Genomic DNA, 14,489 nt, shown 5'->3' on the forward strand with positions numbered 1-14,489 from the left:
TTTCCGTTGCTGTCGGTCACCTCTGGGTCATCGGTGCCCGGGGTTCGGGTTCCACGTCGCTGTCGGCGTCGGTGTCGGTGTCGTCCAGGGACCGCGGGTCGCCGTCGGATTTCTCCGATTCCTCGGATTCCGCCGAGCCCTTGGCGGTCGCGGGCTCCGGCGCGGGCCTGGACACCTTGTCCGCCAGGCCGCGCAGACTCGGCTGGAGGTAGCCGGCGATCGCCGTGACCAGGACCAGCACCCCGAGCAGCAGCAGGAGCAGCGCCATGCCGCGTCCCGGGCCGACCCCCAGGACCCCGCCCACGCTCCCGGCGAGCGCGCCCTTCTCGGCGAGCAGCGGTTCGAAGACGTGGTCCGCGACGGGGCCCGCGAGGAAGTAGCTCGTGCAGAGGATCGTGTTGGTGACCATGTTGAACATCGCGAACGCCCGGCCCTGCATGTCGGGTTCCACCTCCAGCTGGAGGATGCTCCGCGACGTACCGTCGATGATCATCGAGCAGAACATGAAGCCGAACGCGGAGATGGCGACCAGGGTCACGCTCGGGCGCAGCGACCCCAGGCAGAGGAAGAGTCCGAGCGGGACGGCGAAACCGGCGAGACCGTGGATGCGGCGCCGGGGGCCGCCCCAGGACGCCATGGTCACACTGCCGAGGACCAGGCCGATGCCGCCGATCGTCAGAACCACGCCCAACGCGGAGACGGAGGCGAAGCTGATCACCAGGGGGGTGATGAGGACGTCGACGAAGCCCACACTGAGGTCGAGCGCCGCGTAGAACAGGGCGAGCGCCACCAGGCCGCGCTTGGCGGAGAGCACCCGCCAGCCCTGGCCGATCTCCCCCCGCAGCGTTCCCCCGCCCGTGGTGCCCGCCTCCGACGACGGCGGGGCGGGGATCCGGGTCAGGAACAGCACGACCACGTTGACGAGGAAGGACCCGGAGTCCAGCAGCAGTACGCCGTCGAGCCCGATGCCGAGCATCAGCGCGCCGCCCAGCACGGGCGCCACGGTCTGGCTCACCGCCGTCGCGACGCCCATCAGCCCGTTCGCCCGGCCGACCTGCTCCTTGGGCGCGAGCAGGATGACGATCGAGTTGAGCGCGGGGACCTGCAGGGCCCGCAGCACCGACCGGATCGTGGTGGTGACGTAGATGTGCCACGGTTCGAGGTGACCGGAAGAGAACAGCAGGGCGAGCGTCAGGCTGGTGCAGATGCCCACCGCGTCGCTCGTCAGCAGGATGGTTCGCCGGCTCCAGCGGTCCACGAGCGCACCGGCCAGCGGTGAGACCAGGATGCCGGGGAGGAACGCGAGCACGAAGCTCAGGGCGAGCATGGTGGTCGAGCCGGTTTCCAGATAGACCCAGACGCCCAGCGCGAAACCGGTGAGCGCGCTCCCGGTCATCGTCACCAGGCTGCTCGCCCAGACCCCTATGAACTTCCGCATCAGCGACTTGCCCCATCCACGATGATTGTCGAGCCGGGAATGGAATCACGTCGCTCCGGACGCAATGCCCCTGGAATGTCGGAGGCGTACGGCGCCCAACGAACCGTGCGCGTCCCCATGTTCACGGATCACGCCCCGCCGGGCGCATCCCCCCTTTATGGGACGCCCCTCCGCTGTGACCGGTGGGTACCTTCCTCGGCATGGTGTGGTCTGCCGCCCATATGACGCCTCTTCGGCCATGAAACCCAGGAATCCGCACGGGCCTCCGCGGCGGTCCGACGCAGGCGTGTGCGACGAATTGATTCTTTGACCTCAGGTCCCCGGACGAGGCGGCGCCGCAAGTCGCGTGACCGCAGCGCGCGGGGTCTGTGCACGGCCTGCCCGAACCCTTCGGCCGGGCCGCTGGAACCGCATGCTCGGGAGGACGCCCTGATGATCGACCGCGCGGACCATCTGGTCGAGACACTCCGGGCCCGAGCGGCCCGGGAGCCGGACGCCGTGGGCTACGAACTCGTCGGCCGGGACGGGCACGTCACCCCCCTGAGTCATGCCGCTCTCGCGGGTCGCGCCTCGGCCCTGGCGAAGCAGCTGGCCCGCTGCGGCGACGGCCCCGTACTGCTGCTGTACCCGGCCGGTCTGGAGTACGTCGTCGCTGTCTTCGCCGGCTTCCTCGCCGGCCGCCCGGTGGTGCCCGCGTATCCGCCGGGCCAGTCCTCGATCCCGGACCGCAAGCGTCTGGCGGGGATCATCGAGGACGCGCGCCCCTCGGTCGTGGTGGCCCCCGAGCGGTACCCCGACATCCCGGTCGCGACGGTGCTGACCGTGCCCGGCCCGGAGGCGGACGACACGCCGTGGTTCCGTCCGCCGGGCGCCGCCGACCAGGACGTGGCGATCATTCAGTACACCTCGGGCAGCACCGGCCGGCCGCGCGGTGTGCTCGTACGGCACGAGAGCGTCGCGGCGAACACGGCGGCCATCGCCGAGGCGTTCGGGCTGAACCCGGAGTCGCGCGGGCTGACCTGGCTCCCCCCGTACCACGACATGGGCCTCATCGGCGGTCTGCTCACCCCGCTGACGGCGGGTATCCCGGTGCGGGTCATGCCTCCGGGGGACTTCCTGAAGTCGCCGCTGGCGTGGTTGCGTCAGATAACCGAGCACGGCGTCTCGGTCAGCGGCGGTCCGAACTTCGCGTACGACCTGTGTGTCCGCCGAGCGCACAACGACGCGGCCCTGGAAGGGCTCGACCTGTCCGGCTGGCGGGTCGCGTTCAGCGGCGGGGAGAGCGTCAAGCAGCGGACCATGGCCGCGTTCGCGGAGCGTTTCGCGCCGGTCGGCTTCGACCCCAAGGCGTTCCTGCCGTGCTACGGCCTCGCCGAGGCGACGCTGATCGTCAGCGCGGGCCACTGGTCGGGGCCGTCGGCGGACGACTCGGTCAGCTGCGGAACACCCGTGGCGGGACAGCGTGTCGTGGTCGTCGACCCGGAGGCGGGCACGGCGTGCGAGGACGGGCAGGAGGGCGAGATCTGGATCGCCGGACGGCACGTCACCCCCGGCTACTGGTCCGCCGACGACAGCGGCCTCTTCGGTGAACTGGACGCAGAGACGTACCTGCGGACCGGGGATCTCGGCCGGCTGCGGGACGGCGAGCTGACGGTGACCGGACGGGCCAAGGACGTCATCGTGTTCCGCGGCGTCAACCACCACGCGTCGGACATCGAGACCCCCGCGCTCGAACTGCTCGGCAGGAGGGGCGGCACGGCCGCCGCGTTCCTGGTCGACGACGGCCCCGAGCCGTACCCCGTACTGGTCCTGGAGGTGCGCGGCACCCCGGACGCCGAGCTCGCGTCCCAGGTGCGTGCCGCCGTGCTGGCCGAGACCCGGCTGCCGCTGGGTCTCGTGGTGCTCGTTCCGCCGCGTGCGGTGCCCCGCACGTCCAGCGGCAAGGTGCAGCGGTCCGCGTGCCGGGACGCCTTCCTGGCCGGAGCGTACGACGACGCGATCGTCGACGACCGGGCCCGGTTCGGCGAGCTGACCGGCGGGCGTCCCTCGTCCGTCGCGGCGGCGGAACTGGCCACTGTGATCTGCGGGATCGTCGCCGGGCTCCGGGACATCCCGGAGTGCCTGCCGACCGACAGCCTGATGGACCTGGGCCTCGACTCGGTGCTGGCCGCCGAGGCGGCGGCGGTCCTGGAGGACGCCCTCGTCCTGCCCGTGCCGCTGGAGACGGTACTCACGGCGGCGACACCGCAGGACGTGGCGGACGGTCTGGTGACGAGCTGGCTGTCCGAAGGGCGAGCGGCGGACGCGGTGCTGGACCGCGTCGTATCGGTGATCAAGGGCGAGGCGGCGTGATGGACCTGACCACGGGACGGAACCTGGTAGAGCGCTGGCGCAACGCCCGGCGCGCGAGCGGGCCGGTGTCCCTCACCCCCGCACAGCACGGCATCTGGGTGTTCGAGGAACTCCACCCGGACACCCCGGTCTTCAACCTGAGCTTCGCGGCCCGCCACACCGGGCCGCTCGACCACGATCGCTTCGGCACGGCGGTCGCCACCCTGATCCGCCGCCACCCGGCGCTGCGCAGCACCTTCCACGCGGGCCCGGACGGGCCCACCCGTGAGGTGCACGCCGACCCGTCGCCCGTCACCCACTGGACCGACCTGCGCGACCTGCCCGCCGACGAGCGGCCCGAAGCCGCACGCAGGCTCGCGGCGGCCGCCGCGGCGGCCCCGTTCGACCTGGGCCGGGCACCGCTGGTCCGGGCCCACGGGTACCGGCTCGCCGACGAGGAACACCTGCTGCTCTTCGTCACCCACCACCTGGTGTGCGACGGCGGTTCGCTGCGGGTCCTGCTGGGCGAACTGGACCTCGCGTACGAGAGCGGCGAGCTGTCCGCCACCGGGTCCGACATCCCCGCTCCCGCCGTCAGCGACGAAGCCCTCGCGTACTGGAAGAACCAGCTCGCCGGCCTGCCCGCCCTGGATCTGCCCACCGACCGCGCGCGCACGGCGGACTCCGGATTCCGGGCCGGATCGGTCCCGGTCGCGCTGCCCGACGAACTGGTCGCCGCCGCCGAGCGGCTGGCGAAGGAGGAGAACACCACCCTCTTCACGGTCCTCCTCACCGCCTACCAGCTGCTCCTCGGCTTCCACACCGGTCAGCCGGACTTCGCCGTGGGCGTGCCGGAGGCGGGCCGGGCCCGTCCCGGGACGCACGGGGTCGTCGGGCTGCTGACGAATCCGCTCGTGCTGCGCGCCGACCTGTCGGGCCGCCCCACCTTCCGTGAGCTGGTCCGCCGCGCCAAGGCCACCGGTCTGGCCGCCCTCGCGCACCGCGACGCCCCCTTCGAGGACGTCGTCGCCGCGCTCGCACCGGGCCGCAGCATGGACCGCTCGCCGCTGTTCCGTACCCACTTCGTCTTCCACGGCGAGACCGGCGGACCCCGGCTCGCGGGGGCCCCGCTGGAGCCGGTACACCTGCCGCGCCCGGCCACCCAGCACGACGCGGAGCTGCACCTGTGGCGGGACGGCGGACGGCTGTGGGGCACCTGGGACTACAACGCCGAGATCTTCGACGCGACCACCGCCGCCCGCACGGCCGAGCGGCTGCGGGTCCTGCTCGACGGGGCGCTCGCCGCTCCCGACCAGGTGGCCGCCCTCCTCGACGTGCACACCGCCGAGGACCGGGAGTTCCTTCAGCGGTGGGGTGCCGGACCCGCGCCCGACACCCGGCCGGCACGCCTGACCGACCTGTTCGCCGAGCAGGTCGCGCGGGTGCCGGACGCGGTCGCCGTCACCGACGCCTGGCAGCAGCTGACCTACCGGCAGCTCGACGAGCGTTCCAACCAGTTGGCCCACCATCTGCGCGCCGGGGGCACGGGCGTGGGGGACGTCGTCGGCATCCAGCTGAAGCGCACCGCCGACCTGGCCGTGGCGATGCTCGGCATCGTGAAGACCGGTGCCGCCTATCTGCCGCTCGACCCGGCGTACCCGGCCGAGCGCATCGAGTTCATGCGCCGCGACAGCGGGGCCCGCGTCATCCTCACCGAGCTCGACCACGGCGCGCTCGACGAGCAGCCCGTGTCGCCCCTCGACGACGACCGGGTACGGCCGGACAGCCTCGCGTACGTCCTCTACACCTCCGGCTCCACGGGCAGCCCCAAGGCCGTCATGCTCACCCACGCGAGCACGGTCGAGATGGTGCGGTGGGGGATCGGCGAGTACACGCCCCACCAGCTGTCCCGGGTGCTCGCGTCCACGTCGATCTGCTTCGACGTGTCGGTCTTCGAGTTCTTCGGTCCCCTCTGCGCGGGTGGCACGGTCGTCGTGGTGGACGACCCGCTCGCGCTGCTGTCCCCGGACGCCCCCGAGGTGACCCTGATCTGCACGGTGCCCTCCGCGGCCCGCGAGCTGATCGCGGGCGGCGGCCTGCGCGGCGCCCCCAAGGTGATCAGCCTCGGCGGCGAGGCGCTGCCCGGCGCACTGGTCGACGAGCTGTACGCCACCGGGCACATCGAGGCCGTCTACAACCTCTACGGCCCCAGCGAGGACACCACCTACTCCACCTACGCGCTGGTGCCCCGGGGCGAGCAGCACCCGCCGATCGGACTGCCGGTGCCGCACGAGCACGCGTACGTCCTGGACGCGGAGCTGCGGCCGGTGCCGGTGGGTGCCGTCGGCGAGCTGTACCTCAGCGGCGCGGGGCTCGCCCGTGGCTACTTCAACCGTCCCGCACTGACCGCTTCCCGCTTCGTCGCCGACCCGTACGCCCCCGGCAGGCGCATGTACCGGACCGGCGACCTGGTCCGCTACCGCCCCGACGGCGCGCTGGCCTACCTCGGCCGCAGCGACTTCCAGGTCAAGGTGCGCGGACAGCGCATCGAGCTGGGCGAGATCGAGGCGGCGCTGCGCGGCCACCCCGGCGTGAACGACGCGGTCGTCACCATGCACGGGGACCGGCTCGTCGGTTACCTGACCGCCGGTGACCCGGACCGCGTCGACCACGGCGACCTGCGCACCCACCTGCGGCAGACGCTGACCGACGCGATGCTGCCGAGTGCCTTCGTCGTGCTCGACGCGATCCCGCGCACACCCAACGGCAAGGTGGACCGCCGTGCCCTGCCCGCCCCGGCACACACGGGCGGCCGGGGCGGCGAACCGCCGCGGGGGCCCGCCGAGGAGCTGGTCGCCGGCATCTGGCGGGAGCTCCTGGGCGTCGAGACCGTGGGGCGCGACGACGACTTCTTCGACCTGGGCGGGCACTCGCTGCTCGCCGGACAGGTCCTCAACCGGCTGCGCGAGCGGGCCGGTGTGGACGCCCCCGTACGGCTCGTCTTCGAGCGGTCCGTGCTGGCCGAGCTGGCGGCGGCACTGCCCGTGCCCGGCACGGGGACCGCCCTGACCGTCGCCCCGCGCCGGTCCGGACCCGACGGCACCTCCCTCGCCGCCGCCACCACCGCCCAGCGACAGCTGTGGTTCCTCTGCCGGATCGACCCGGCCGCCCACCGGGCGTGGCTGATGCAGGGCGCCCTGCGGCTCACCGGCCCCCTCCGGCCCGAACTGCTCGACGAGGCGCTGCGCACCGTCGTCCTGCGGCACGAGTCGCTGCGCACCACCTTCCGGGAGACGGACGGGCACCTGGAGCAGGTCATCCATGCCGAGCCGCGCACCGGGCTCGAACGGGTCGGCCCGACCACCGAGCCGGAGCTGACCGCCCTCGCCGAAGAGGCCGCCGACGGCCTCGACATGACCGCGGGTCCGCTGCTGCGGGTCCACCTCGCCGAACTGGGCGAGGAGGAGCACGTGCTGCTGCTCACCGTCCACCACATCGTCGCCGACGGCTGGTCGCTGGCGACGCTGGGCGAGGAGCTCGGCCGGACGTACGCCGCGCTGTGCGAGAACCGCACCCCCGAACTGCCCGACCTGCCCGTCCAGTACGCCGACTACGCCGCCTGGCAGCAGGAGGCGCTCGACAGCGGCGCGCTGGCCCCTCAGATCGCCTACTGGCAGGGGCAGCTGGCCGGGGTCGCCCCGCTGGAACTCAGGACCGACCGGGTGCGCCCGGCCCGCCCGAGCTACGCGGGGGCACTGGTCCGCCGCCGGCTGCCCGCCGCCGTCGCACGGCAGCTGCACGCGCACGGCGCACAGCACTCGGCCAGCCCGTACATGGTGCTGCTCGCGGTGTTCCTGGTGCTGTTGCACCGGCACAGCGACCAGGAGGACATCGCGGTCGGCTCACCCGTAGCGGGCCGCAACCGCAGTGAGCTGGAGCGGCTGATCGGGTTCTTCCTGCACACCGTGGTGCTGCGCGCCGAGGTCCGCGACGACGACCCGTTCACCGGGCTGCTCGGGCGGGTACGGCAGACCGTCCTGGACGCGCTGGACCACCAGGACGCCCCGTTCGAGTCGATCCTGGCCGAACTGGACCTGCCCGCCCGCGGGCCCAGCCGTACCCCGCTGTTCGACGTGATGTTCAACTACCTCAACCAGCCCGGCGCCGGCTTCGAGGCCCCCGGGCTGGGCGCCGACCAGGTGCCGGCCGAGCGGCTCCCCGCCAAGTACGACCTGGAGCTGTATGTCGAGGACCTGCGCGACGGCACCGTCGACCTGACCCTGAGCTACAGCCAGGACCTGTTCGACCCGGACACCGCAGAGGCGATGCTCGGCCACTACGTCACCCTGCTGACCCAGGTCGCGGCCGACCCGCGGCGCCCGGTGGGCGAACTGCGCCTGACCACCGGCGGCGGCATACCGCTGACGCCCTCGGTGGCACCGGCCGGCAGCACCGTGGCCGAAGGCTTCCTGCAGCGGGTGGCACTCCACCCGGACCGGGCCGCCCTGTGGACCCCGGAACACACCCTCAGCTACCGGGAACTCGACCACCGCGCCCGCGTGCTCGGCGCCGCCCTGCGCGAGCGGGTGGCGGTGGCACACGGCCGGGTCGGAGTGCTGTGCGGGCAGGGCGTCGAGGTACCGGTCGCCCTGCTCGGCATCATGGCCGGCGGCCACGCCTACATGCCGCTCGACACCAGCGCACCCGCGGGCCGCCTGACGCAGCTGATCGAACTCACCGACGCCGACGCCATCGTCACCGACCGCGCCAACCGGTCACTGGCCGAGCAGATCGCCGACGGCCGACCCGTACTCGACGTCGACGACACCACCGCGCGGCCGCTGGCCGCATGGCCCGCGCTCGACCCGGACGCCGTCGCGTACGTGCTGTTCACCTCCGGCTCCACCGGGGAACCCAAGGCCGTCGTGCAGACCCACCACAACGTGGCCCGGCACGTGTACGGCTACGCCTCGGTCCTCGGCGTCCAGGAGAACGACCGGCTCAGCATGGTCTGCGCGTACACCGCGGACGGCGCGGGCCAGGACCTCTACTCCGCGCTCGTCCACGGCGCGACCGCCTGCCCCATGGACCTTCGCCGGGACGGCGCCGAAGCGGTCCGCGAGACCCTGTCCCGCTCCGCCGTGACCATCTACCACTCCACTCCGACGGCCTTCCGGGAACTCGCCACCGCCACCGGCGCCGCCCCATGGCCCGACACCCTGCGCACCGCCGCCTACGGAGGCGAGAAGCTCACCCGCGACGACGTCACCTTCGTCCAGCGGCAGCTCCCCGCCTGCCGGATCGTCAACGTGTACGGGCTCACCGAGTGCAGCGTCGCGCTGATGCACGTCATCGAGCCCGGCGAGGTGCTGCGCCGCGCCTCGGTGTCGGTCGGCCGTCCGGTGCCGGGCGTGGACGTCCATCTCATCGACGCGGCCGGACAGCCCGCCGAACTCTTCGGCGAGATCATCTGCTCCGGCCCCTCCCTGGCTTTGGGCTACCTGGACCCGGCGCAGACCGCGGCCGCCTTCCGCGACGGCCCCGAGGGCCGCAGCTACCACACCGGCGACCTGGCCTGGCTGCTCCCCGACGGCTCCCTGGAGCTCGTCGGCCGCCGCGACGGACAGGTCAAGCTGTGGGGACACCGGGTCGAGACCGGCGAGGTCGAGGCCCGGCTGCGTGGCCTGCCGGGCGTCACGGACGCCGCGGTCGTCCCCGTCACCGACCCCGCCGGGGAGCTCCAGCTCGCCGGCTACTTCACGGGGCATGCCGAACCCGCCGAACTGCGTGCCCAGTTGTACGCGATTCTGCCGCACTACATGGTGCCCAGGGTGCTCGTCCCGATGGCGGCACTGCCGTACACCAGGACCGCGAAGATCAGCCGCACCGAGCTGCCGGAACCCGACTGGTACGCGACCGCCGCCTCGGCCCCGCCCCGTACCCCCACCGAGCAGTCCATCGCCGACGTGATCAGCGAGGTGCTCGAGGTCGGAGCGGTCGGCCGGCAGGACAACTTCTTCGATCTGGGCGGACAGTCGCTCCAGGCCGCGAAGGTGGTCGGCAGGCTCCGCGAGGTGCTCGGCGTCGAGGTCTCCGTCCGGCAGATCTTCGAACTGGGCACGGTCGAGCGGATCGCCGCCGCGCTGGTGCCCAGCCGCCCGGTGATCGAGCCGCGCCCGGCGGACGCCGAACCCGTACTCTCCTACGACCAGCAGCGGTTGTGGCTGGAGGACCAGCTCCGCTCGTCGGTCGCCTACAACGTGCACGGAAGGCAGCGACTGCTCGGCGATCTCGACGTGCCGGCACTGGAACGCAGCATCCGGGCGATCATCGCCCGTCATGAGACACTGCGCACCACCTTCCCCGTGGTGGACGGCCGCACCGTGCAGTCGGTCACCGACGCCGATGACACCTGGCGCCTCACCACCGAGGACCTGACCGGCTTCGACGGCGACCGCGAGAGCGCGGCCCTGAAGCTCGCCGACGAACAGGCCACCACCACCTTCGACCTGGCGAACGGCCCCCTCTTCCACTGCCTGCTCGTCAAGCTCGCCGACAACGAGCACCTGCTCAGCATCACGATCCACCACATCGTCTCGGACGCCTGGTCGATCCGGCTGTTCCTCAAGGAACTGTCGATGCTGTACGAGGCGGGCGGCGACGTGGAGGTGGCGCGGCTCGCTCCGCTGACCGTCCAGTACCGCGACTACGCGGTGTGGCAGCGCGACTGGCTCACCCCGGAGAGCCTCGAAGCACAGGTCGGCTACTGGCGGCAGCAACTCGAAGGCGCCCCGCCCGCGCTGGACCTGCCGGTCGCCCGGCGGCGCACCGCCGCCCAGGGCGCCGTCGGCGGCCGGGTGTGGGCGGAACTCTCCGCCGAGGAGACGGCGGCACTCCACCAGCTCTGCCGCGCGCACGGCGTCACCCCCTACATGCTGCTCCTCGCCTCACTGGCAACGGTGCTGCGCCGCTGGTCCGGCCAGGAGGACCTCGTCATCGGCACGCCCGTCACCACCAGGAACGACGCCGGGATCACGGACCTGATCGGGTTCTTCGTCAACACGCTCCCGCTGCGCGTCGACCTCTCCGGAGCCCCGTCCTTCGACGAACTGCTCGGCCGGGTACGCAAGGTCGCCCTGGACGGGTACACGCACAACGAGGACGCGCCGTTCGACGTGCTGGTGAGCGAGCTGCGGGTGCCCCGCGACCCCACCCGTACCCCGCTGTTCCAGGTCATCCTGAACATGGTGGAGAGCACCTCGCAGGACTGGCAGCTCGCCGGTGTCTCCGTGCGGAACGTGGAACCGCCGCCGCTGCCCAGCAAGTTCGACCTCGCGCTGACCGCTCACACGTCCGACGACGCCTTCCGCTTCGAGCTCGTCTTCCACCGGGACCGGTACGACGACGCGATGATGCGGGCCCTGCTCGAACAGCTGCGGACCCTGCTGTCCGCCGCTTCGGCCGACTCGACGCGGGGCATCCTCGACTACCCGCTCCAGGCTCCTTCGGCGGCCGCCGACGCCGTCCCGGCCCCGGTCGAGGTGCCGCGCCCGGCGCTTCCCGCGCCCGACGCGATCGCGGTGACCGACGGCACCCACTCGTGGACGTACGCGCAGCTCCACGGGGCGGCCGAGCGGGTCGCCCGGGTTCTGGCGGAGCGCGGTGAGGGGGATGTGGCCGTGATCAAGCGGCGCACGGCCGGCTTCGCCGTGACGGCGCTCGGCTGCGCGCGGGCCGGGGTTCCGTTCTCCGCCGTGGAGGCCTCTCCGGGCCTCGCCGGCCACCCGTTCATCACCACGGTGCTGGACCCGGATCCGTCCGACGACACCCCCGAGGGGGCGATCGACGTACGGGCACTGCTGCGGGACGCCACCGGCGACGCGGCCGCCTTGCCCGCGCCCGCCGAGGACTGGGCGGCCGGGCGGTACGACCTGGGCCCGGAGGACCGGTTCGCCGTGCTCTCCGGCGGCTCCGGTCAGCTGCTGTCCGCGTTCGGTACCTCGCTGACCGCCGGTGCCACGCTGGCCGTGCCCGACGAGGCGACCGCAGGTGACCCCGAGGCCCTGGCCGACTGGCTGCGGAGCACCTCCGTGACCGTCCTCCACCTGACCCCGCCCCAGCTGCGCGACCTGGCGGCGCACGATCCGCTGCTGCCCTCGCTGCGGTACGTCTTCCTCGACAACGACGGACGGCTGACGTCCCATGACGTCGCCCTCGTACGCGGAATGTCATCCGCCTGCCGGGTCGTCGGCCTCTACCGGGTGACCGCGATGGGCCGGCCGCTGGCCGTCTGCGACGTACCGGACACCTGGTCGCCGGAGACCGCCGTACTGCGGGTGCCCATGGGCACGGAGGTGGAGGGCGCGCGGGCCGAGCTGCTGAACGCGGCGGGGCAGCCCGTGGCGGTCGGCGAGGTCGGTGAGATCCGCCACGGGGCCCGCCGCACCGGCGACCTCGGGCGCCGACTGCCGGACGGGACACTGGAGTTCGCCGGCACGTCAGGCGCACCCGTCGACGTGGTGGAGACGGTCGCGGCACTGCGCGACCTCCCGGCCGTACGGGACGCGCTGGTGACCGAGTACCCCGACCTCGACGGCCGGGCGATCCTCGTCGCCTTCGTCGCCGCCCAGGACGGCACGGTCAGCCTGCCCGAACTGCGCCAGCACCTCACCCTGCACCTGCCGGAGTACCAGCTGCCGCAGCAACTGCTGCTGCTCGACCGGCTCCCGCTCACCCCTGACGGCGACTACGACCTGGCCGCCCTGCCCGACCCCGCCGGGGACGGCGCGCAGGACACGTACGTCGCGCCACGCACCCCGGTGGAACGCCGGCTGATCGAGATCTTCGAGGAGCTCCTCCAGGTCAAGGGAGTGGGTGTTCACGACACCTTCTTCGAGCTGAACGGCTTCTCCCTGCTCGCGACCCAGCTGGTCTCCCGGATCAGGGAGACCTTCCAGCTGGAGCTGGCGCTGCGGGACGTCTTCGAGTCGCCCACGGTCGAGAGCCTGGCCCAGCTCATCGTCCGCGCCCAGGCCGAGAAGGCCGACGCGGACGCCCTGGAGGCGCTGCTCAGCGAGCTGGAGTAGCCCCGGCGGCCCGGGGGGTGTCGAGTACGCCCCGGCGGATGCGTATCCGTCGGGCGTACTCCGGATCCCGTGCCATCAGCGTCCGGTGGGAGCGGCGCAAGGCGTGATGGGGTATGCCGGGCCACAGGTGGTGGACGGTGTGATAGCCGTCGGCGTGCGGGTGGATGAGCAGGCGCTGCACCAGCCCGACGTTGGAGATGGTGGCGTCGAAGACGGTGTCGCAGTCGGAGTAGATGTGCTCGTCGGCCTCGGCGATCAGCCTCAGCACCGGCAGCACCACAAACGCCGAGGCGATCCAGATCCCCTCGGCGACGGCTGCCGTGACGGGACCGGCGACCAGCCCCGCGGGCACGGCCACGAGCACCGTGCTCCACAGCAGCGCGCCGACGGTCACGGTCAGGTCCGATCTGATCTCCCGCAGCCACCCGATCTGGTACCGCACGATCCTGACCAGCACCGACGCCGCGAACGCCGTCGCCGACGACCGTCGCATCCCCTCGAGGTCGAGCTCGGTGTACCGCCGCCGGTCGGAGTCCTCGGAGGTCCCGAACCGGCCGTGGTGCCGCAGATGGCTCGCCCGGTAGTCGGACAGTCGCCCACTGGTCGGCAGCCCGGCGAGCAGCCACCCGAGGACATCGTTCCAGCTGCGGTGATGGCGCAGCCAGTTGTAGTGCGACGCCTCGTGGGTCAGGTTCTCCAGCGCCCGCAGCTGCCGCGCGACGACCACACACCCGACCAGGGCGACCGGTAGAGCGACCCACGCGGTCAGCGAGACCAGCGACCACCCACAGGCCACGGCCACGACGATCGCGACCAGCGAGTCGACCACCGCGCAGCTCACCGTGAGCACAGGCCGGCTGCGATGCGCGGCAGCGATCTCCTCACGCAGCTCCGGGGGAAGCCGATACCCTCTCCGGTACGGTTTCTCGTTCCCCGGCCGGGTGGGACGTATGTGGTTCGTCTTCATCGGTTCCCCCGGTTGGCGATGGAGCGACGGCCTGCCCGTCCGGACGTGCCGCGAAATCGCCCCGCATTCGTCACCGCACCAACCGGCCCTCACCCTGGGGCGGCGCCGACTCCCCGCATCCGCACGCCCTGCACACCGTCGCGTCGACGACCCGACAACGATGGCCGCCCGGCCACGAAGGGCCCGCAGCGTATTCCGCGTCGCGGACAATCTAGGAAGCCTTGGCGATCACCGCCTGTCCCCTCTAAGGGGGACCATTGGGGATCCGCTGGTGGGGACCACTGGGGATCCGCTCGCGTCCGGGGGCACGCGCCACGTCCTGGCCGCCCGACCTGGCAGGCAGCGTGCCGACCGACGCCCACCACGCGCCCCGGCCGGAGCCGCGCCGTGTGGTTCCGGCTCCATGTCGAAGACGTCCACGCCCGCGATACGGCCCTCACGCAGCGCCGCCGGCGGCGCGTCCTGGTCGACGATCGCCGCGCGGGAGGTGTCGGCCAGACAGGCGGTCGGCTTGAGCAGGGCGAGTTCGGCGGGGCCGAGCAGGCCTCGGGTGCGGTCGCTCAGGGCGAGGTGGACGGAGACGAAGTCGCTGTACTGCGGTGGGAGGAAAATCGCCGCAAACGGGACGCGAAGTGAACCAGGGTCAGGGGAACCGCGGCATCTGAGG

Annotated in this window: 4 protein-coding genes and 1 pseudogene; 2 read left to right on the plus strand and 3 right to left on the minus strand. The window is 72.5% G+C overall.

Going from position 1 to position 14,489, the window contains the following annotated elements; all coding sequences use genetic code 11:
• Nucleotides 1–16: 16 nt before the first annotated feature.
• The gene (locus ACFY16_RS13090) at nt 17–1,438 is read right to left on the minus strand and encodes an MFS transporter (RefSeq protein ID WP_390647152.1); all 1,422 of its coding nucleotides are present in this window, start codon (nt 1,436–1,438) and stop codon (nt 17–19) included.
• A 432-nt stretch (nt 1,439–1,870) separates the two neighbouring features.
• Between ACFY16_RS13090 and ACFY16_RS13095 the strand changes: the two genes are divergently transcribed.
• Together ACFY16_RS13095 and ACFY16_RS13100 are read left to right on the plus strand one after the other, a co-directional pair.
• Nucleotides 1,871–3,790, plus strand: coding sequence for a fatty acyl-AMP ligase (locus tag ACFY16_RS13095; protein WP_390647153.1), 1,920 nt, complete (start codon nt 1,871–1,873; stop codon nt 3,788–3,790).
• A complete protein-coding gene (locus ACFY16_RS13100; protein ID WP_390647154.1) occupies nt 3,790–12,855 on the plus strand; it encodes an amino acid adenylation domain-containing protein in 9,066 nt (3,021 codons plus the stop codon). The genes ACFY16_RS13095 and ACFY16_RS13100 overlap by 1 nt, the downstream gene beginning before the upstream one ends.
• On the opposite strand, the gene ACFY16_RS13105 is transcribed toward ACFY16_RS13100, so the two are convergent.
• Together ACFY16_RS13105 and ACFY16_RS13110 are read right to left on the minus strand one after the other, a co-directional pair.
• Nucleotides 12,839–13,684, minus strand: a complete 846-nt coding sequence (locus tag ACFY16_RS13105; RefSeq protein ID WP_390647155.1) for a fatty acid desaturase — start codon at nt 13,682–13,684, stop codon at nt 12,839–12,841. The genes ACFY16_RS13100 and ACFY16_RS13105 overlap by 17 nt on opposite strands.
• A 366-nt stretch (nt 13,685–14,050) precedes the next feature.
• Nucleotides 14,051–14,413: pseudogene (locus tag ACFY16_RS13110) on the minus strand (NAD(P)-dependent oxidoreductase); the annotation flags it as partial.
• Nucleotides 14,414–14,489: the final 76 nt, after the last annotated feature.

Origin of the sequence: Streptomyces sp. NPDC001315 (assembly GCF_042896175.1) — a bacterium.
Lineage (GTDB): Bacteria > Actinomycetota > Actinomycetes > Streptomycetales > Streptomycetaceae > Streptomyces.